18 protein-coding genes are annotated in these 19560 nt (G+C 70.0%); 17 read left to right on the top strand and 1 reads right to left on the bottom strand.

Annotation, left to right across the window (positions count from 1 at the left end):
• Window positions 1–22 precede the first annotated feature (22 nt).
• The 17 genes from ABZV34_RS27885 (at window position 23) to ABZV34_RS27805 (ending at window position 18732) form a co-directional block, all read left to right on the top strand.
• A complete protein-coding gene (locus ABZV34_RS27885; RefSeq protein WP_356282242.1) occupies window positions 23–1135 on the top strand; it encodes an NlpC/P60 family protein in 1113 nt (370 codons plus the stop codon).
• The gene (locus ABZV34_RS27880; RefSeq protein ID WP_356282239.1) at window positions 1132–1779 is read left to right on the top strand and encodes a hypothetical protein; all 648 of its coding nucleotides are present in this window, start codon (window positions 1132–1134) and stop codon (window positions 1777–1779) included. The genes ABZV34_RS27885 and ABZV34_RS27880 overlap by 4 nt, the downstream gene beginning before the upstream one ends.
• On the top strand, window positions 1755–4379 hold the full coding sequence (locus tag ABZV34_RS27875) for an ATP/GTP-binding protein (RefSeq protein WP_356282236.1): 2625 nt from the start codon (window positions 1755–1757) through the stop codon (window positions 4377–4379). Before ABZV34_RS27880 ends, ABZV34_RS27875 begins: the two co-directional genes overlap by 25 nt.
• On the top strand, window positions 4376–5290 hold the full coding sequence (locus ABZV34_RS27870; RefSeq protein WP_356282233.1) for a replication-relaxation family protein: 915 nt from the start codon (window positions 4376–4378) through the stop codon (window positions 5288–5290). The genes ABZV34_RS27875 and ABZV34_RS27870 overlap by 4 nt, the downstream gene beginning before the upstream one ends.
• A 481-nt stretch (window positions 5291–5771) precedes the next feature.
• The gene (locus tag ABZV34_RS27865) at window positions 5772–6284 is read left to right on the top strand and encodes a hypothetical protein (protein WP_356282230.1); all 513 of its coding nucleotides are present in this window, start codon (window positions 5772–5774) and stop codon (window positions 6282–6284) included.
• Window positions 6285–6529: 245 nt separating this feature from the next.
• Window positions 6530–7210: an ATP/GTP-binding protein gene (locus ABZV34_RS27860; RefSeq protein WP_356282227.1), complete on the top strand. Its 681-nt coding sequence runs from the start codon at window positions 6530–6532 to the stop codon at window positions 7208–7210.
• 84 nt (window positions 7211–7294) lie between these two features.
• Entirely contained in the window at window positions 7295–7939 is a 645-nt protein-coding gene (locus tag ABZV34_RS27855) for an SAF domain-containing protein (RefSeq protein ID WP_356282357.1), read from the top strand.
• Window positions 7939–8766 (top strand): hypothetical protein, encoded by an 828-nt coding sequence (locus ABZV34_RS27850; protein WP_356282224.1) that lies wholly within the window; start codon window positions 7939–7941, stop codon window positions 8764–8766. The genes ABZV34_RS27855 and ABZV34_RS27850 overlap by 1 nt, the downstream gene beginning before the upstream one ends.
• Window positions 8756–10255, top strand: a complete 1500-nt coding sequence (locus ABZV34_RS27845; RefSeq protein WP_356282221.1) for a CpaF/VirB11 family protein — start codon at window positions 8756–8758, stop codon at window positions 10253–10255. The genes ABZV34_RS27850 and ABZV34_RS27845 overlap by 11 nt, the downstream gene beginning before the upstream one ends.
• Window positions 10252–11202: a type II secretion system F family protein gene (locus tag ABZV34_RS27840; protein WP_356282218.1), complete on the top strand. Its 951-nt coding sequence runs from the start codon at window positions 10252–10254 to the stop codon at window positions 11200–11202. The genes ABZV34_RS27845 and ABZV34_RS27840 overlap by 4 nt, the downstream gene beginning before the upstream one ends.
• On the top strand, window positions 11199–12083 hold the full coding sequence (locus tag ABZV34_RS27835; protein ID WP_356282215.1) for a type II secretion system F family protein: 885 nt from the start codon (window positions 11199–11201) through the stop codon (window positions 12081–12083). Before ABZV34_RS27840 ends, ABZV34_RS27835 begins: the two co-directional genes overlap by 4 nt.
• Window positions 12084–12124: 41 nt before the next feature.
• A complete protein-coding gene (locus tag ABZV34_RS27830) occupies window positions 12125–12340 on the top strand; it encodes a hypothetical protein (protein ID WP_356282213.1) in 216 nt (71 codons plus the stop codon).
• Window positions 12340–12768 carry a TadE family protein gene (locus ABZV34_RS27825; protein ID WP_356282210.1) on the top strand — a complete coding sequence of 143 codons (429 nt, stop codon included), beginning with the start codon at window positions 12340–12342 and terminating at the stop codon, window positions 12766–12768. The genes ABZV34_RS27830 and ABZV34_RS27825 overlap by 1 nt, the downstream gene beginning before the upstream one ends.
• 5 nt (window positions 12769–12773) lie before the next feature.
• The gene (locus ABZV34_RS27820) at window positions 12774–13226 is read left to right on the top strand and encodes a TadE family protein (RefSeq protein ID WP_356282207.1); all 453 of its coding nucleotides are present in this window, start codon (window positions 12774–12776) and stop codon (window positions 13224–13226) included.
• Window positions 13226–13681: a pilus assembly protein TadG-related protein gene (locus ABZV34_RS27815; RefSeq protein WP_356282204.1), complete on the top strand. Its 456-nt coding sequence runs from the start codon at window positions 13226–13228 to the stop codon at window positions 13679–13681. The genes ABZV34_RS27820 and ABZV34_RS27815 overlap by 1 nt, the downstream gene beginning before the upstream one ends.
• Window positions 13681–17187 (top strand): hypothetical protein, encoded by a 3507-nt coding sequence (locus tag ABZV34_RS27810; RefSeq protein WP_356282201.1) that lies wholly within the window; start codon window positions 13681–13683, stop codon window positions 17185–17187. Before ABZV34_RS27815 ends, ABZV34_RS27810 begins: the two co-directional genes overlap by 1 nt.
• A gap of 111 nt (window positions 17188–17298) precedes the next feature.
• The gene (locus ABZV34_RS27805) at window positions 17299–18732 is read left to right on the top strand and encodes a DUF2637 domain-containing protein (protein WP_356282198.1); all 1434 of its coding nucleotides are present in this window, start codon (window positions 17299–17301) and stop codon (window positions 18730–18732) included.
• Between the two features lie 17 nt (window positions 18733–18749).
• Here ABZV34_RS27805 and ABZV34_RS27800 read toward each other — a convergent pair.
• On the bottom strand, window positions 18750–19560 hold an 811-nt coding region (locus ABZV34_RS27800; protein ID WP_356282195.1), incomplete at its 5' end, for an ISAs1 family transposase.

Here is a 19560-nt window from a genome sequence, read left to right as displayed (position 1 = left end):
CCGCCTGGGGCGGTGGGGATGCGTGGTCGTACTGCTGCTGTTCGCCGGCGTGTGCTGCGCGGCTCCTGTCTCCAACGCGATCAGCGCGTACGTCGCGATGCAGACCGGGCTCCAGGACGACGGCGGGATCGCCGACGGCGGCACCGCGGCAGACATCCCCGCCCGGATGCTGACCGCCTACAAGAAGGCCGCCGCGCAGGTCGGGAAGTACAGGCCCAAGTGCCAGGGCATGCGCTGGCCGATCCTGGCCGGGATCGCCAAGGTCGAGTCGAACCACGCCATCGGCCGCAACGTCGCCGACAACGGCGACATCCGTCCAAAGATCTACGGGGTGCTCCTCAACGGCTCCGGGGCCGGCGGGAACACCACCGTCTTCCCGGACACCGACGGCGGCAAGTGGGACGGCACCGCGAGCGGGGAGCGCGCGGTCGGTCCTTTCCAGTTCCTGCCGTCCACCTGGGAGGGCATCGGCGAGGACGCGAACGGGGACAAGACGGCCGACCCGCACAACGCCGACGACGCCGCGCTCGGCGCCGCCGTCTATCTGTGCGGCAACGGACGGGACTTGACCAAGCGGGCTCAGCTCAAGGCCGCGATCCTCCAGTACAACCACTCGGGTGAGTACGTGTCGAACGTGCTGGGCTGGATCGACCAGTACGCGGCGGCCGCGAAGGACCCGGACCTGAAGAGCGTGTCCGGGAAGGTCCGCAAGGTGATCGAGGCGGCGCTCTCCCAGCGCGGTGTGCCCTACTCGTGGGGCGGCGGCAACGCCAACGGCACGTCGTACGGCATCTGCTGCTCGCCCAGCGGCAAGAGCGGCACAACCATCAAGGGCTTCGACTGCTCGGGGCTGACCGTGTACTCCTATGCCAAGGCCGGCATCAGCCTGCCGCGTACCGCAGCCGCGCAGGCAGGTGTCGGCCAGCGGATACCCGCCGGTCTCGGCACCGGCGCGCTCAAGGCCGGCGACCTCGTCTTCTATGCCGACGCCCCGGGCCGGGACGCGACGATCTATCACGTCGGGATTTACCTGGGCAGTGGACAGATGGTCAACGCCGCTCGGCCGGGCACCGTTGTCCGCCTGGACGCGGTCAACGCGATGTCGGGATACGCGGGAGGGGCCCGGCTGATATGACCACCTCCCCGGCGCGTTCGCCGCGCCTGCTGCTGATCGCCACCGTGGTCCTGGTCGTGGCCGGGGTGATCATGCTGACGGTGCCGCAGACGCCGAGCGCACCCGCAACCTCGGCACCACGGCGCGCGACCGCTCCCACGGCGCCCCCCACAGCAACCGCTCCAAGCAGCCGCACTGCGCAGGCCAGCGCGCCCGCGCAGGCCACGGCCTCCACCGCGTCGACGCAGTCGGCCGGCGCGTCCGCGCTGCCGCCGCACGGAGAGGGCGTGGCCGGCGATGCCGCCATCCAGAAGTCGTTGCAGGACGCCTGGCCCGCCGACCTTGCCGCCGACGACGAGCACAAGCTCCTCGCGGCTGGCCGTGGCCTGCTGCGGGCGGACGCTACAGGGGTCGGCCGCGCCAAGTGGCCCGCGATCTCCGGCGACCCGGACCAGGCAATCGCACCGGCATTCGCCACCGCCCGCTTCCGCATCCAGGCCGCCATCGCCCGCAGTGACGGCAGCCCGGACAAGGCGGTGGTGCACCTGGTGTGGGCGGGCACCGACCGCGGCGGCACCTACACCGACCGGCGCATCACCGACTGGTACTTCACCGCCACTTCGACGAAAGGAGCGTCCACGTGGACGCCTCAGCCCCGTACCTGACCGACCAGGCGGATGACACGGCGGCCGGTCAGGTCCTCGGTCTACTGGCCCACCTGGCCAACGCTGCCGGCTGGGTGATCACCTACTGGTACGTGCCCATGGCAGCCGTCCTCGTCGTCTGGGCCGTGAGCGAGATAGTGGTGCGCCGTCTGGCGAGGAAGGCCTCGGCCGAGCGGATGGCGCTGGAACTCGTGCCGTCGCAGCACTTCGACCCCGGCCTGGAGGAGATCTTCCGCCGTGGGGTCCAGCTCGCCCGGGCCTCGACGAGCATGCCGTGGTGGGCGCCGCGAAGGTCGAAGGCGGTGCAGATCCGGCTTCGCGCCGACGGGTCGAGCCCGTTGCGGTACCGGATCGAAGGTCCCGCAGGCGGCGAACGCCTGTTGTCGATCACGCCCTTCGGCCCGGCCGTCACCGTGAAGCGGGCCCGTCCCCTCGTCGACAAGCCGCGTGAGCTTGTGGTGCGGGCAGAGTTCGTCCTGCGCGGCAAGCCCACGGCCCCGCTGCGGGACGTTCCGCTGGACCCGGATCCGCTGCAGCCACTGATCGACGCCGTCTCCGATCTGCGGGCGGAACTGGGTGACCTGGCCGAGATCCGGCTCGACATCCAGCGGGCCCCCAAGTGGGCGCTGCGGGCCCGCCGTCTGCAGCTGATGTCGGACGCCCGCCGCAGGGAACGGCGTGAGGCCCAGCGGGCGGCCCGGTGGGTGCGGCAGGACGCCACCGGCGTCGAGGACTCAGTGGCCTGGCAGCTCCAGCAGTTGGTCAGCGACAAGCAGGGCGGGGGCGGGCGCCGTCTGGTCATGCCGCCCGTCCCCCGCCGGGTGGACCCCGCAGAGGCGCTGGGCAAGCTGGCCGATGACGACCACCTGGTGCGCGTGCAGCTGCTGGTGATGTGCGCCTCGAACACGGAAGGCCGCTCCCAAGCCCGGCTCGCCCAGCTCCAGGCCGCCTTCGACGTGTTCGGCGGCGGCTCACGGTGGGCGATGCGCGGATGGCGGATCGGCCCGTGGCGGTTCGGGGCGGACCGCTGGCCCAGCCGACGCGGCTTCGAGCGGCGCTGGACGTTGGGTCACTGCCAGCCGCCTCGTCCGAACTGGGTGCGCCTGGAGGAGCTGACCGGCCTGCTCAAGCCGCCCACAGTGCACTGCCGGCTGCCCCTGCTCGCCGGGGACCTGCCGACCTTCGAGTTCGACAACCCCACGTTGCTGCTGCAGGGCATCTACCGCGGGCCCGACGGCCGTCGGCGGTTGGTCGCCAGCTACGCGAAGGAGACGCTGTTCGAGGTCGGCGTGGGCAAGGCGGGCGGCGGCAAGACCGAACGCGCCCTCGCGCAGGCGATCGGCTGGGCTCATGCCGGAGGCGGGCTCATGTTCCTCGACCCGCACCGCGACTCCTGGCCCCGCGCTCTGCCGTTCCTGGCCCACGACGCCCTCATGGACCGGATCGCGCTTATCGACCTCAACGCCAATGGGCCTGCTCCGCAAATCAGTTCATGGAACCCGCTCGGCATGCACCAGGGCCAGGTGGCGCACGAGGTCGTCGAGGCCACAGCGGACGCCTACGCGGCCGCACTGGGCTGGGAGGACGCCAGCGCACCCCGCGCGCTGACCATCCTCACCGCCTCCCTGGCGGTGCTGGTGGCCGTCAACGAAGCCGCCTGCCAGGCCGGCCGCCCCGAAGACCAGGCCACGGTCTTCCACGTGCGGGCGCTGCTCACCGACCCGGTCTTCCGCGCCGCGGCGCTCGCCGGCGTTCAGGGGCGCCTGGACGACGAGACGCGCTCCTGGTGGCAGACGGTGTTCCCCACCCTGCCACCGGACTCCTTCGCCGTGGTCCTCAACCCGATCGCCCGCCTCGCCGCCAACCCCGTCACCCGCGCGTTCCTCGGCCAGCCCGCCGGCCGCTACAACATCCGCGCCGCGATGGACTCGAAGATGATCGTGTGGGTGTGCCCGGGCGGCAACGGACCCACCGACCGACTGATCACCGCACTGCTCGCGCGTGACCTGCTGCGCGCCGTGCGCTCCCGCCGCGACACCCCCGAAGCCCAGCGGGTGCCGTTCCGCCCGTACTTCGACGAGCTGATCACCCTGACCGGCGCGGCCGCAGAGACGATCGCCTCCATGTTCGAGGACTTCCGCAAGTACAAGGTCCACGTCCACGGCATGACCCAGCTGCTGGCCCGCCTGCCTATCCAGGTACGGCTCTCCCTGATCCAGAACGCCTCCACCCTCGCGTCCACTGCCGGATCACAGTCCGCCATCGCTCCGATCACCGCGGAATGGGGCGACCGTCCCGGACCCGACATCGTCGCCACCCTGGACCGCTTTGAGCACTACATGTCGCTGACGGTCAGGGGCCGTCGCGTCGGCCCCGCCCGGATCAGCGGCCCACACCTCGACGAGGTCTTCGCCGACTACGCACGCCCCCGCCAGGCGGCGGCGCTCGAGCGCGCCGCCCTCGCCATGGCCGGCGCCGAACCCCTGGACCAGCTCACAACTCGCGCCACCGACCAGCTGGGCCGTGTGAACCGGTTTCTCGCCCAACTCGCCCCCACCACCCAGCCGGCCATACGACTGCAGAAGAAGGGATACCAGTGACCACCACCTTCGAGACCGTGTCGTCCGGTCGCACTCCAAGTCCGGTCGAGCCCCTGCCCCATCAGCTCCTGGCCGTGCTGGGTCAACACCGGATGGCGACCACGAATCAGCTTCACGACTTGCTGCGGCCCCACGCGGCGCGGCAGACCGTCTCCACGCCGCTGAACAAGCTGCGCCGTGATGGCTTGGTGGACTACACGGTGCTGCCGCAGTCCAACCGGTCCCGCGCCTGGTATCTGACAGGGGAAGGGGCCCGGCTGGTCCGGGACTTCCCCGCACTGCGGGGCCGGCCGCCGTATCCGATCACCTCCGCCACCGCTGCCTCGCTGAAGACACCGCACACCCTGACCGTGGTCCGCAGTCACCTGACGTTCGTGGCCGATGCCCGCAGGCGTGGCGACGAACACGGGCACCTGGACTGGACGCCTGAGGTCTCCCATCCGCTCAGCGACGGCGAGAAGATCATCACGGATGCGCTGATGCACTACACGCTCATCGGCGAGGATCAGAGGACGAAGCTCAGGGCGTTCGTCGAGGTCGACCGGACGACCATGAGCAGCGAGCGGCTCGCGTCGAAGCTGATCGAGTACGCGCGCCTGTGGTCGTACGAGCCACAGCCTGTCGGCCGGCAACGCTCGCGGCAGCCGGCCGTTCCCGGTGCCATCTGGCTGCGCTGGTATCCCCTGTTTCCCCGAGTCCTGTTCGTGCTCACCGGAGCCTCCCGGTACGTCCTGAACAACCGCATCAGCGACCTGCAAGCCATGGTCACGCAGCACCCGCTCGTCGGCACGCTGGCCCGGCAAGTGCCGCTCGGCGCGGCAGTTCTGGACGACCTCGAACTTCAGGGGCCCACCGGCGATGTCTGGGTACCTCTGGCCGGCGGCGGGCCCCGACCGTGGACCGAGCTGTGACTCTTCGGCCCTGGTGCCTGCCGGATGTCGCAGCCTTGCCACTCCTCCCAAGCACCCGGTCGTGTCCAACGCCACCGAGGCTGAAGAACCGGCGGGTCGACATCTGGTTCTCGCGAACAGGGGCTGCCCAAATCGACGTCACACAGCCCGACCCGAACCCGTTGCAGTCGGAACCAGCGAATACACAGAACTACAAATCGACATCCAGTTCCGAAAGTGACCGGGTACGTCCCGAGTTGTGCGAGTGAACTCGATTATCAAGCTGGGAAGTTGACTGGCATATGCGTAATCTTCTGGCTACGCAAACGCACCACCGCAGCTTGACCAGGCCGCGGATCTGGGCTGCCGTACTCCGGCCGCCGGGGCGGCGGTCATGTCACACCGCGTCGTACGGGGAGACATCGTGACACGTGCACAAGAACGCCCGTCAGGGCCCGCTTCTGTTCGCATCCGGAATCGCCACCGGGGCGCCGCTCTTGTCGTGGCGCTGGTCGCACTCAGCGCCGGATGTTCCTCTCCCGGCGGCGACGGCCGCGCGGGCAAGGAGACGGCCCCGACGCCGACGAAGTCGACCGACCCCGATGCGGCGGAGAAGACGGTGGTTCTCGAGGTCTACCGGAGCATGTGGAAGGCCCGGAACCGGACGTACGCCACGGCGAAGCTCGACTCGAAGCTCGAGGACTACGCAGGCAACAAGGCGCTGTCCAACATCAAGGTGACGCTGATCTATTACCAGGACCATGGCACCGTGTTGAAGGGGGAGCCCGTTAACTCGCCTGAGATCACCGGTATCGACACCGCGGCGAAGCCGATGAAGGCGACCATCGCTGACTGCGTGGACACCAGTCACTACGACGAAGTGAACGTGAAGACAGGCAAGAAGGTCTCAGTCGGGACGGCGCCCGTCCGGGTGGTGTACAACGCGACCGCGATCAACTCGAACGGCAAGTGGATCATCTGGACGACCGAGATCGACCGGGGACGCACATGCTGAGAGCACGGCGTACAACCTCCGCAGGGGCGCTGGCCCTTGTCTTGCTGAGCGCTTCGGCCGGCGTCGCGGCAGCGGGGGGACCGGGGGGCGGCGTGGACTGCCCCCCGGACCAGCTGAAATGTGACATCACTGCGCAGGACCCCGGTTCACCCACAGGCAGCAAACCGTCCGGTTCCGGCACGACGAGCGGCGGGAAGCGCGTCTGCGAGGTCCGCGGCCAGACGGTCCCGTGTTCGCAGCCCGGCATGGGCAACTTCAACTCGGCCGACGGCTGCTACTGGCTGCTCATAGACCCGCAACCCGACGCAGCCACCGCGCGGCTCGCGGCAGGCGTGCCCGGTGACTGGAAGCCGGGCGACAAAGGCGCGTTCTACAACGTGACGTGTCCCGGCAACCCGGTGGCGGGCGGCATGGCGTACTCGGCAACCGACCCCGCCGTCGCTGCGGTCGACCCGGCCCGGCTGGCACAACAGGCGCTGGACAAGATGACGCTCCTGGGGCCGGACATAGCCAGCCCGGCCGCTGCCGGCAAGTACATCGTGGGCTTGCCCATGTGGATGTGGGTGAACAAAAGCCAGACCACGTACGGCCCGAACACCGCCAGTGCCTCGGCGGGGGGCGTGACCGTGACCGCTACCGCCACGGTCTCGAAGATCGTCTGGAAGATGGGCGACGGCTCGGCGGCCACCTGCAACGGGCCAGGCACGACGTACAGGACTTCCTACGGCAAGCAAGAGTCCCCGACCTGCGGCCACACCTATACCAGCACGTCGGCCTCCGAGGCTGGCGGCAAATACACCGTGACCGCGACGTCGACGTGGACGGTGGACTGGCAGGTGAACGGCGGCGGCGAGGCGGGCCAGCTCACGGCAATCAGAGAGTCCCAGGAACAGGTGGCGATCGGCGAACTGCAGGTCGTCAGGTAACGCCGCCGGAAGGACAGGACGTTGAGCAGCAAGACCACAGAACGCACGGCCACCGCCGCGAGCGGTGCGCTTCCGCAGACCCAGGTGTCCGGCCCCGTGACCCCACCGCGGGTCTCTGCACGCAGGCGCCGTCCCGGCGTGATCGCCCTGTCGCTGGCACTTATCGCCGCCGGCGGCGCGGGTGTTGCCGTCCTGCTGCTGCAGGTCGGCCACCGCACCGAGGTCGTGACCGTCGTCCGCGACGTCCAGGTCGGACAAGTCCTCACCGATGACGACCTGGGCAAGGCGTCCATCTCCCTGGACCCGGCTGTCAGAGCCGTACACGCCGACAACCTGCACTCGGTAGTGGGCAAGAGGGCCGCAGTGGAGCTCAAGCCCGGTTCCCTGCTCGCTCCGTCACAAGTGACAAAGGACCCCCTGGTGAAGGCCGGGGAACAGCTGGTGCCGATCGGGCTCAAGCCCGAACAGGTCCCGGCCACTGCGCTGGTACCGGGCCAGAAGGTGGAGCTGGTCCACGTCCCCGCACAGGGCGCGACGGACACGGGCAAGGCGTCCGCCACCGCGCCGCAGACCATCGAGGGGCGGATCGTGAAGGCCTCCAGCGCCGCCCCCGGCACCGGCGTCGTGGTCGTCGATGTCGCCACCTCCGCCGCTGACGGCCCCACGGCCGCCGCCTGGGTGTCGGCCGGCACGCTCCGCCTGGTCCTCGCCGCTCCGGACGGCAGCTGATGGCTGTGATCGCGCTGGCCGGGTGCAGTGGTGCGCCCGGTGTGACCACGACCGCTCTGGCCCTGCTGCTGACGTGGCCGCTGGAGCCGGGCCGGAAGATGGTCCTGGCCGAGTGCGACCCGGACGGCGGGGCTGTTCTGCACGGGCTGCTGCAGGGCACCCTCGGGGACCGCTACGGGCTGCGCAACCTCTCGGTCGCCGCCCGCCAGGGCGACCTCGGCGACGCCTTCTGGCGGCAGCTGATCGACCTGAGCAGCGAGGACGGCAAGAACGAGTCGCCGCGCGACCGGTTGCTGCTGCCGGGTATCACCGACGCCGCGCAGGCAGCGAGCCTAGGCTCGGTGTGGAAGGCCCTGGGGGTCATCTTCCGCGGCATCGAGGCCGAGCACGGCCACGACGTCCTGATCGACCTCGGCCGCCGCGGGGCGTTCGGTCCGTCCGGGGTCCTGGCCGAGCAGGCCGACGCTGTGGTCGTGGTGGTGCGCAACACCCTGCGCTGTCTGCAAGCGGCCGAGGGCCGGGTGCGCGCGCTCGAGGAGCGGGTCGGTGGCGTCAGCGTGCTGGTGATCAACGAGGGTCCGTATCCCGCGGGCGAGGTGCAGCGTGTTCTGCAGGTGCCGGTGGTCGCGACCCTGCCGCACGTGCCGAAGGACGCCAAGGTGCTGTCCGACGGCGTCGAGCAGCCGCGTCACTTCATCAAGTCGCCGGTGATGAAGGCTGCCCGGACGGCCAGCGCGTTGCTGGTACAGCAGGCCGCGGTGCGGCGGGCCCGCCTCGATCCGGGCAGCGTGCGTGCCGCAGGCGGGGAGGTGACCCGTGCGCGGTAAGCCGCTGCACACCGATCCCACGGTGGTTTCGCCACCTGGCCGCCTCCAGCAGACGCGGGTGCACCAGGCGAACGGGGCGCCTGCTCCTGCCGGTGCTGCCTCGAGTACGCATGTGCTCGGCGCCACGGCACCTCAGGTCATCGTCGACTACAAGGTCGCCCGGCACATCGCGGCCCAGGTCGCCAAGCAGCGCGAGGAGCTGCTGAAGACGACGCCTGGTATGGACCGGGCGAGCGAAGAGCAGCGCTGCCTGGAGTGGATCAACGAGGCGGTTGCCCTGTGGTCGGACGCCCAGGCGATGGCGCCGCAGGAAGACGAGGCACTGCGTCGTGCCGTCTACGACCTGCTCTTCCGGGCTGGCCGGCTCCAGCCGTATCTGGACGACGAGCGTGTCGAGGACATCATCATCCAAGGCCCGAACGAGGTGTGGCTCGACTACGGCGACGGCAAACGGCGCATGGTCGGGCCGATCGCGGACTCGGAAGAGGAACTGCTGGAGCTGCTGCGGGAGTTAGCCCGAGGCTCCGGGCACAACGAGCGCACCATCTCCACCGCGAACCCCACCCTCGCCCTGTCCCTGCAGGACGGCTCCCGCCTTCAGGCCATCACCGGACTCGGACCGATGACCTACGCGGTCATCCGCCGGCACCGGGTCTCCCACGCCGACCTCGACGACCTCGTACGGCTGGGCACGATCGACCCGATACTGCGGGAGTTCCTCGGCGCGTGCGTACGGGCGGAGAAGAACATCATGATCGCGGGGAAGCAGAAGGCCGGGAAGACGACCCTGCTGCGGGCGATGCTCAAGGAGTTCGACCCCGAGACACGGTTTGCCACCATCCAGACCGAGGACGAGCTGTTCGCCCACGCCAACGGATACCACCGCCAGGTCGTCTCCCTGGTCGGGCGCGAGTCCAACGGGGAGAAGGACGTCACCGGCCGCAGCGCCGGCGAGGTCACGCTCCTGGACCTCATGCATCCGGCGCTGCGGATGTCGCTGGAGCGGATCGTGGTCGGCGAGGTCCGCGGCCCGGAAGTCGTCGCCATGATGCAGGCGTTGACGAACGGCTCGGGCGGCAACCTCTGCACCATCCACGCCCGCCGCCCGGACATCATCTTCGACCGGATCGCCGAGCTGTACGCGCTTGCCCAGGACAACCTGTCCGAGCAGCTCGCCTACCGGCAGACCGCCAACGGCCTCGACTTCATCGTGTACGTCGACATGACGGATGAGACGCAGATCGGCGGGCACCGCCACCGCTATGTCTCCCACGTCCTGGAGCTCACCGGAATCGGCGAGAATGGCCGCCCCGCCACGAATACCGTCTTCTCCCCCGGAGCGGAGTTCGGCGAGTTGCGGGCGGTACCGCGGATGGATCCGGGCTGCGTGGACGACCTGCGCCGTGTCGGTTTCGACTCGGCGCTGCTGCAGCAGGCCTATGGGGCCTGGCAGGCGCCGCTGCCGCTGAAGGTGGGGGTGCGCCGATGATCCTGCTGTGGGGGCTGCTGAGCGGTATGGCCGTCATCGGCGGTCTGATCGGTGTCGTGGCCGGGTTCGTGGGGACGACGGCGCCGCGCAGGGCTCCGTCGTGGCAGCGGTGGCGGTCTCTGGGCGCCGGCAAGAACCAGAGTGAGGACGTCCGGCTGCGCCGGCGGACTCTCGCCGCCGCGGCGGTCGTGGTGTTCGTGACGGTATGGCTGGTCTCGGGGAACTTCGTGGGCGGCGCGCTGCTCGGCGCGGCCATCGCCGGCGTGCCCTGGCTGATCACCCCGGCGCAGATGGCGCAGGAGCGCATCGGCCAACTGGAGGCCTTGAGCGAGTGGACTCAGCGGCTGGCCGGCCTGCTGCGGCTGGGCATGGGGCTGGAACAGGCGATGATGACCAGCCGTAGGGGCGCGCCTGACGAGCTTGCCCCGCAGATCATCAATCTGTCAGACCGGCTGCGCCTTGGGTGGCGGCCGGAGGGAGCGCTGCGCGCGTTCGCCGATGAACTGGACGATGTCACCGCGGACAAGGTGGTCGCCGCGCTCATTCTGTCGGTCAACGACCGTGGTCCGGGCCTGGCGCAGGCGCTCGAGGACCTGGCGGGAACGGTGCGCGACGAGGTCGCTCGTAAGCGCTCCATCGAGGCGGACCGGGCGAAGCCGCGGACCACGGTGCGGTCGATGACCATCATCACCGTGGGCGTCGTGGTGGCCGGCTTCTTTGTGCCGTCCTATACAAAGCCGTACTCCACGCTGCTGGGACAGCTGGTGCTCGCCTTCCTGACGGCCGCCTTCATCGGGGTACTCGCCCTGATGCGGCAGCTGGGTTCCTTCCGCCGCATCCCGCGCTTCTTGATCACCGATCCGTCAACCACGGTCCGGCTGCCTGCGCCCGCGACGGAGCCGGACGTCCCGGTCGCCGGACGTGAGCCGGAAGGAGTCATCTCGTGAACCTGTTCCCCGTCGTTCTGACCGGCGGCACGGTTGGCGCCGGCCTGGCCTTGCTGGTGCGGGAACTCCTGCTCCCCCAGCCGGCGTTGAGGCCCGCCCTCGCGCGCAGTGCCCCGGCCACCTTGACCATGCCCGAACCGGAACTGGACCGCGAGGAAGTCTGGGGCCGGTGGCTGCTGGCCCGCCTCGAGCGCCTGCCCGGCGTCCGGATCCCCACCATCAACTTGGCGCTCCTGGGCCAGGGGCCGGGCCAGTTCATGCTCAAGAAGGTGGCGCTCGCCACTCTCGGCCTGCTCTGCCCGGTGATCGCGACGATCCCGTGGATCATCGCGGGTGTCTCCCTGCCGTTCTACGTACCCGCGGGCGTCGGACTCCTCATCACTGGGCTGCTGTTCATCACACCGGATCTCGCAGTGCGGGACCAGGCCAAGCGGGCGCGGGAGGAGTTCGCGCACGCCCTGTCCGCCTACCTGGACCTGGTCGCGCTCAAGCGGGCCGCCGACGCCGGCCCCGCCGAGGCGCTGGAGAAGGCCGCCGAGGTCGGCCGCGGCTGGCCCTTCCTGTATCTGCAGGGCGCGCTGCGCCGGGCCCGGCTGGAGAAGATCCCGCCCTACCAGGCACTGACGGAACTCGCCGCCGAATACGAACTGCCCGTCCTTACCGACGTCGCGGACATCATGCGCGGCAGCGCCACCGACGGCGCCGCCGTCTACAAGGCGCTGCGGGCCCGCACCGCCGCCCTCAATGCCGAGTTGCTGGCCGATCAGGCCGCGGAGGCGAACGCCGCCAGCGAAAAGATGACCGCGCCGGGAGCCTTGCTCGCGGTCTTGGTGATGTTGCTGATGGCTTTCCCCGCGGTGATCCGCATGCTCACCGTCTAGGACCATCCTGACTCGCTCAAATTCTCTGGAGGAGCACCACCATGAAGTACACCGCAGCCCGCACCCACCGTGCTGTGCGCTGGCTGACCGCGCGCCTGCAGGAGAGCCTGGAGGAGGCCGCCCGGCGGCCGGACCGCGGAGACATCAGCACGACCACTGTCATCATCTGGGTGGCCGCTGTGACCGGCGCCGTGCTGATCGCTGGGACCATCGCCGTCGTGATCGCGAAGTACAACGGCAAGCTCTCCGGGCTGTGATGTCCCCTCCGGAGCGGCTGACGGCTTGGTGGCAGGGGCGACGATGGCGCGACGACCGCGGTGACACCAGCATCCAGATGGCGATCATCTTCCCGTTCGTGCTGCTCGCCACGGTCGCCGTCATCCAGGCCTCCATGTGGTACTACGCACGGCAGATCGCCCTGACCGCTGCCCGCGAAGGAGCCACCGCAGCCCGCTCCTACCAGTCGAGCCCTGCCGACGGAGCAGCCCGGGCACGGAACGTGCTGGAGCACACCGCAGGCGACAGCCTGCGCGGCTACAGCGTCTTGGCCAGCAGCAACGGACAGCGTGTGCGGGTCCAGGTCTCCGGAACGGCCATGTCGATGATCCCGGGCGTTTCCGGCCTGCAGGTCACCCAGTCCGCGTCCGGCCCGGTAGAACGCTGGGTCCAGGTGCCGGGAGGGTGAACCACGTGCGAAACACGGCCCGATGGGCTCGCAGGCTTCGCAGCGACGAGGGCAGTGCCGCGATCGAGGCCGCCATCATCCTCCCGTCACTGATCATGTTCTTGTGTCTGGCGATCGCCGGCGGACGCCTCGTCACCTCCGGAGCGAAGATCGACTCTGCCGCCGAGGACGCGGCCAGGGAAGCCTCCATCCACCGCACCGCGGCCACCGCCCAGAGCGCCGCGCAGACGGCGGCCGCCGAATCCCTGAACGACCAGGGCATCACGTGCGCATCGACCAGCGTCAGCATCAACACCGGTGGCCTGAGCGTGCCGGTGGGCCAGGTCGGCACGGTCACCGTGACCGTGACCTGCACAGTCAACCTGTCGGACCTGCTGCTGCCGGGCGCGCCAGGAGCCCGGACGCTCACGTCGACGGCGACCTCGGTGGTGGACCAGTACCGGCAGCGGGGTGACTGATGATCCTCCGGCAGATAAGGCAGAGCCATGCACGGTGGGATGACCGTGGCGGCGTCACCGTGTTCGTCGCCGTCTGCGTCATCGCGCTGATCGGCATCATCGGCATCGCCGTCGACGGCGGCAGCAAGATGCGCGCCACCGAACGCGCCGACTACATCGCCGGCGAGGCCGCCCGGGCCGGCGGACAGGCCATCGACCCCGCCGAGGCCATCACCGGCAAGGCGATCGTCGTGGACCCGCAGGACGCACAGGCCGCCGCCCAGGCCTACCTGCGTTCCGCAGGCGCCACCGGCACGGTCAGCGTGTCCGGCGACGGCAAGACCCTCCACGTCACCGTCACCGGCACGTACGACACGAAGTTCCTGTCGGCGGTCGGGATCGGCTCGTTGTCGGTGTCCGGCCAGGGCAAGGCCACCCTCCTGCACGGCGTCACCGCACCCGACGAAGGAAACTGATGCGCACCACCCACTCCCCCGCCGCAGCAGCCGGCCGCACCCTGGCCAGTGCGCTCAAGGCCGTACTGAGCCTGCTCGTCCTGGCCGGCGCGGTCGCGGGGCTGCCGTTGCTGCTGGCCTGGGTCACTCCGGTCATCTGGGCTTCCACCCACGACGACCTCACGCACCTGCTGGACCGGCAGGACACGGGCGCGGCGTTCTTGCTGCTGCTCGTCGCGGTGGGCTGGATCGGGTGGGCGCAGTTCACGTTCTGTTCCGTACGGGAGGTGATCGCACAGGCGCGGGGCCGGAGCTGGCACGCCCCGCGAGGGATGGGTGCATCGCAGCGCGCAGCGGCCCTTCTGATCGGCAGCATTCTGGTGCTGCTGCCCACGAGTTCGGCTCTGGCCTCCGACGCCCAGGCCGCCCCGGCCACCACGGCGGCCCACGTCCCGGGCCAGACCCAGGCCTCGCAAGCCGCCGAGACCGAACAGGCCTCCAGGCCCTCAGCGAGCACACAGGCGTCCGGTCCGTCGTACACAGTGCGCGAGACACGGCCGGCGGAAAGCCTGTGGGGCATCGCCGAGCGGGAGCTGGGCGACGGCGAGCGGTGGCGGGAGATCGCGAGCCTGAACGAGGGCCGTGTCATGTCCGATGGGCAGGTCTTCCGCGCGAACAGCTTTCTGCAGCCCGGCTGGCAGCTGGAGATGCCCTATGACGCGGCTACAGCGGGAGACGTCCGTACGCAGCTGACGCGAGGTGTCCATACGCAGCTGGGGGACAGTCCTGCGACTTCTGCCGGGAAGAGCGAGCACGCCGTCACGGTCCGCTCGGGCGACTACCTGTCGAAGATCGCGGAGGAGGAGCTCGGCGACGGCGACAAGTGGCCCGAGCTGTTCGAGGCCAGCGAGGGCAAGCCGCAGCCGCACGGCCTGCCCGAGATCACCGATCCGGATGTGATCTACGCAGGGCAGCAGGTCACCGTGCCCGGCACTCAGCCTGACCAGCAGGCGCCGCCCCGGGACAGCGGCGACAGCAATGAGGCTGGCAATCACGAGAGCACTCCCCCGGCTACTCGCGCGCCGAACAGCGAGCAGAGGCCGGGCGATCACGCGGGCGATGAGCACGCGCCCGCGCCAGGCCAGACCAAGGCCCCCGCACCGGAGTCGCCGGCTCCCAGCGCACCGAGCAGCCGTCTTGCCGAACAGCCCGGCCAGGAGCACTCTCCTTCCGCAACGGCTCCCGCGACGCCGCAGCCCACCACCAGCGCCTCCTCCTCTGCCGCCTCGCCGTCGGCGCCGGCTGAGCAGTCCGGTGCCGCCGGCTCCTCCCCCGCCGCCACGGAGTCCGGGACGCCGGCGCCTGCTCCGGCTGACGGTCCGCTGGTGCTGCGCACTGCTCTAGGCGCCGGTGCGCTGCTGGCCGCCGCCATCACCGGCGCTCTCGCCCTGCGCCGTACGCTGCAGCGCCGCCGCCGCAAACCCGGCGAGAAGATCGCCATCGCATCGGAGACTTCCCCGGCAGAGGCGAAGCTGGCGGCGGCCGCCGAACCGGGCGGCGCCGCTCGCCTGGACACGGCCCTTCGGACCCTGGCCCACCAGGTGGCCCAGCACGATGACGGGACGGTCCTGCCACCGCTGCGGGCCGCACGGGTCGGCACCCGCACGGTGGAGGTGCTGCCTGAAGACCTTGTCCAGGAGCCGCAGGCACCCTTCGTCTCCGGGAACGGCGGCTGGTGGATCCTGCCTGCCGACGCAGTCCTCCTGGACGAGGAGGCCGCTCGCGAGGTGCCCGCGCCATATCCGGGGCTGGTCACGATCGGCAGCACCGAAGCGGGTGACCTCCTGCTGCTCAACCTCGCCCGGGTACCCGCCGTACTGCTCGACGGCAATCCGGTGCACATCACCGAGGTGTGCACCTCGCTCGCCCTGGAACTCGGGATGAGCCCGTGGGCAAGCGAAATCGAAATCGTGACGATCGGGCTCGGCGCGGACCTGCCGCAACTGCTGCCCACCACGCGGATCGCCCACATGCGCCACGCCACGCACGCGCTGCGCGACCTGAGCGAACGCCTCCTTGAGGCCCACCAGATGCCCGAGACCAGACACCAGCCCTACCTGCTGCTGTGCGCATCGCCTCTGGACCCGGACACGGCCTGGGAATTCGCCGACGTCATCGACAAGGCCGGCACGGTTCCCGTCACCCTGGTCGCCCCGGCAAGTACCGCGGCCCAGCACTTCCCCGAGGCGGAGATCCTCAACGCCTCGCTCAGCACACCGCAGCCACTCGACTCCGCCGCCACCGAGATCACGGTGCAGCGCCTGGAGCACGCCTCCTACCTCCAGATCACCACCGCGCTGAAGGTGTCCGCGCAGCCGGCCCACCCGGCCGAGGGCCCGTGGCAGGAGGTGCCGGAAGAGCCCGGCAGCGTGGACCAGCCCGAGCAGACCGAGTCCCAGGAGCCGGCCGCCCCCGCAGCCGATGCGGGCACGAGCCCCTTGTCGCCGGCAGCAGACGTGAGCGGCGAGGTATTCCCGGCCCTGCTCGCCGCCACCACCGACCCGACCGGACTTCGTCTCCTGCCCACCACCACACCGTCACCTCAGGCCGACAAAGACCCACACCCGGGCACCGAGACTCCGGTGGCCCAGACCGCAGAGGATGAGGAACGCGAGGGAAGTGACGCCGAGCAAGCCGCTGAGGAGGCCACGGCGCCGGAGGCGGCGGCAGAGGCGGACGCAGAGGCGGCGGGGGCGGAGGAGGGCGCGGCTCATGACCTGAACGCGCCGGAGATCCGGGTTCTGGGCCCGGTCGAGGTCACGGGAGTGGACAGCACCGGCCACGGCCCGCGAATGGCACAGCTCGCCGCGTTGTTGTATTTCCGGCCCGGGCGGAGCGCGGACGCCGTGTGCTTCGACATGGATCCCCTCAGTCCGTGGGGGCTGAGTACCCTCAACGCCCGGCTGCAGGGCCTACGCCGTTCCCTGGGCAGCGACCTGGCCGGCCACCCCTACGTGCCACGCCGCAAGTCCGGCGAAGACCCCTACCGCCTCTCCCCCAAAGTGCGCTGCGACTGGAACCGCTTCCTTCACCTCGTCGAACGTGCACTGCCGCTGGGCCCGGCCGGCCTCACCGACCTGGAACAGGCACTCACCCTGGTCCGCGGCAAGCCGTTCGGAGGCAAACCGCTGCCCTGGGCCGAGCCCCACCAGCAGGAGATGATCACGCGGATCACCGACGTGGCACACACCGTGGCCACCTACCGCACCCCCGCAGGCCCGCACCACGACCTCAGCGCGGCCCGCCAAGCAGTGGCGACCGGCCTCGACGTCGACAACACGGCAGAGCTCTTGTACCGGGACTGGTGCCGGCTCGAGCATGCCGCCGGGAACCGGCAGGGACTACACACAGCCATCACCCGCGTCCAACAAGTCAACCAGGCACTGGACTGCTCACTGGAGACGGAGACCGAGCAGCTCATCAACGACCTCCTGCGCACCACCGGCAGACAGGCCCTGGGCCAGTGATCCACCTCCAGCAGATCAGTCACTGCGGACCGTCCCGGGGCCGGGTGTTCGACCCGCTCCACGGCAGGTTCAGCGCGCATGTATGACGACGATTCAGATACGAGGTCTTTGATGAAGAAGGGCCAGCAGCGCGGAAGGGCAGGAAGCACGGCACCAGCCGCAGAGCTTGGCCGGGCACACCGCATCTTGATCGGTGTGGTCGTCGCCGGTGCGCTCGTCATCGCGGGAATCGGCTTCGCGGGTTCGTACGCGGCCGTACGCGAACTCGCCCTCAAGAAGGGCTTCGGGAACTTCGCGTACGTCTTCCCGATCGGCATCGACGCGGGCATCTGCGTCCTGCTCGCCCTGGACCTCCTCCTCACCTGGATCAGGATCCCCTTCCCGCTGCTGCGCCAGACGGCGTGGCTGCTGACGGTCGCCACGATCGCGTTCAACGGCGCCGCGGCCTGGCCCAACCCGCTGGGCGTCGGCATGCACGCCGTGATCCCGGTCCTGTTCGTGGCCTTGGTCGAGGCGGCCCGGCACGCGATCGGCCGCATCGCGGACATCACCGCCGACAAGCACATGGAAGGCGTCCGCCTCACCCGCTGGATGCTCTCCCCGCTCCCCACCTTCCTCCTGTGGCGCCGGATGAAGCTGTGGGAACTGCGCTCCTACGAACAGGTCATCAAGCTGGAACAGGAACGGCTGGTCTACCAGGCCCGGCTCCACTCCCGCTACGGCCGCGCCTGGCGCCGCAAAGCACCGGTGGAATCCCTGATGCCGCTGCGGCTCGCCCGCTACGGCGTCCCGCTCGCCGACACCGCCCCCTCAGGCCTGGCCGCCGCCGGCATCGAACCGGCCCCCCTGCCCCCGCTCGCTGTCGAGCAGGGTCCCGCCGCAGTGCAGGCGGACTCCCTGGCACTCGAAGCCCGAACACCCGGCCAGAGACAGCAGCCGGAGCGGGTGAGCGCGGAGGCACAGCATGTCCTGCAGGCCCAGCCGGTGAGCGGCGGCCAGCCCCGCGAGCAGGCGTCCGTCGACGACCCCGACGGACGCTTCGCCGAGGCCTACCAGTCGTGGCGCACTCAGTTCCAGACTGAGCCCACAGCCGCCCAGTTCGCGTACTTCCTCCGAGACGAGTTCGGCATCTCTACCGCGGCCGGTGGACCGCTCTCCGATGACCAATTACAGCCCCTACTCAAGGCCTTCCAGCAGCACTACACCCCACCGGCCGAAGCTCAACCTGCTCCGGGCGACACGCAACCGGCCCCAGCAGACGAGTCGTGGGACGCGTTCTTCTACAGTGCCTGGCTCACATACGCGCGTCAGTACGGCCAGTACCCCGACGCGGCCACCCTCGCGGCATACGTGTTCCAGCGCGACGGCATCACCAGAGCCGGCGGCCAGCCCCTCACCGGCGAGGACCTGCAGGGCTTCGTCGCGGCCTTCCAGGAGCGCGAGTTCAACGACGGTGAACCGCAGAGCGAAGAGACGAACCATGAAGTCGGCGCACAGGCACTTCCAGCACCCGCCCCTGCCAGGGGCGTTTCAAAGTCTTGGTGATCACGTAGACGGCTTCGTCAGGGGATGTTCAGTAGGTCCAGCGGCCGGTTGAAGGGGTCGTAGGAGACGTGGCGGAGGCCGGCGGCGATGTTGCGGTGTCCGAGCTGGCGGAGCGTATTGATCGCCAGGTTGCGCAGGGTGGCCATGTTCTCGGGTCCGTGGCCGGTGCGGATCTTCGAGGCGTCCTCGCCGAAGGTGGTGTCGCGGACGAAGTGGAGCCGGTTCTCGATGGTCCACTGTGATCTGGCGAGGTGGCCGAGGTGCTGAGGCGAGGCTTGATGCGAGGTCAGGTCCGTGATCGCGTAGACGGTCTGGCGACTGCACCTGCCGCTCTTCAGATCGGTGCGGTGACGCAGGAGTCGGACCGCCTGGACGGCGTGGGGGAAGTCCAGGCCGAGGTCGGTGACGGTGAGAGCCCTGGTCACGCGGGTCTCCTTGCGGCCGTGACCGATCTCGCGGTCGTAGCGCCGTGCGGTGACGCCCTTCCACGGCAGCGACCGGAGCCTGCGGTGCAGACCCGGCTGGTTCGCCTTGACCACCAGCAGGTAGTGCGCCTTCTTCTCCTCCACCAGGAAACGCACGTGGCCACGTTGGGTGTGCAGGGCGTCGGCGGTGACGGTGACCCCGGTCAGGTCGTAGGGCTCCAGCAGCGCGGCGAAGCACGTGATTTCGTTGGTCTTGTCGGGAACCCGCAGCTGGGTAACCGTCCGGCCGTCGCCGGTCATCGCGGCCAGGAGGTGGGCGGCGGGTCTCTGGCCGTGCCGGGAACCGCGGGCGGCCTTGCCGTCCACGGCCACCGACTTCGCGCCGCCGGGATCGGCGCCGGTC

This window comes from Streptomyces sp. NPDC005195, assembly GCF_040608315.1.
Classification (GTDB): domain Bacteria; phylum Actinomycetota; class Actinomycetes; order Streptomycetales; family Streptomycetaceae; genus Streptomyces; species Streptomyces kaempferi.
Note: the sequence above shows the minus strand (reverse complement) of the source record. Positions and strands in the feature narration are given on the sequence as shown.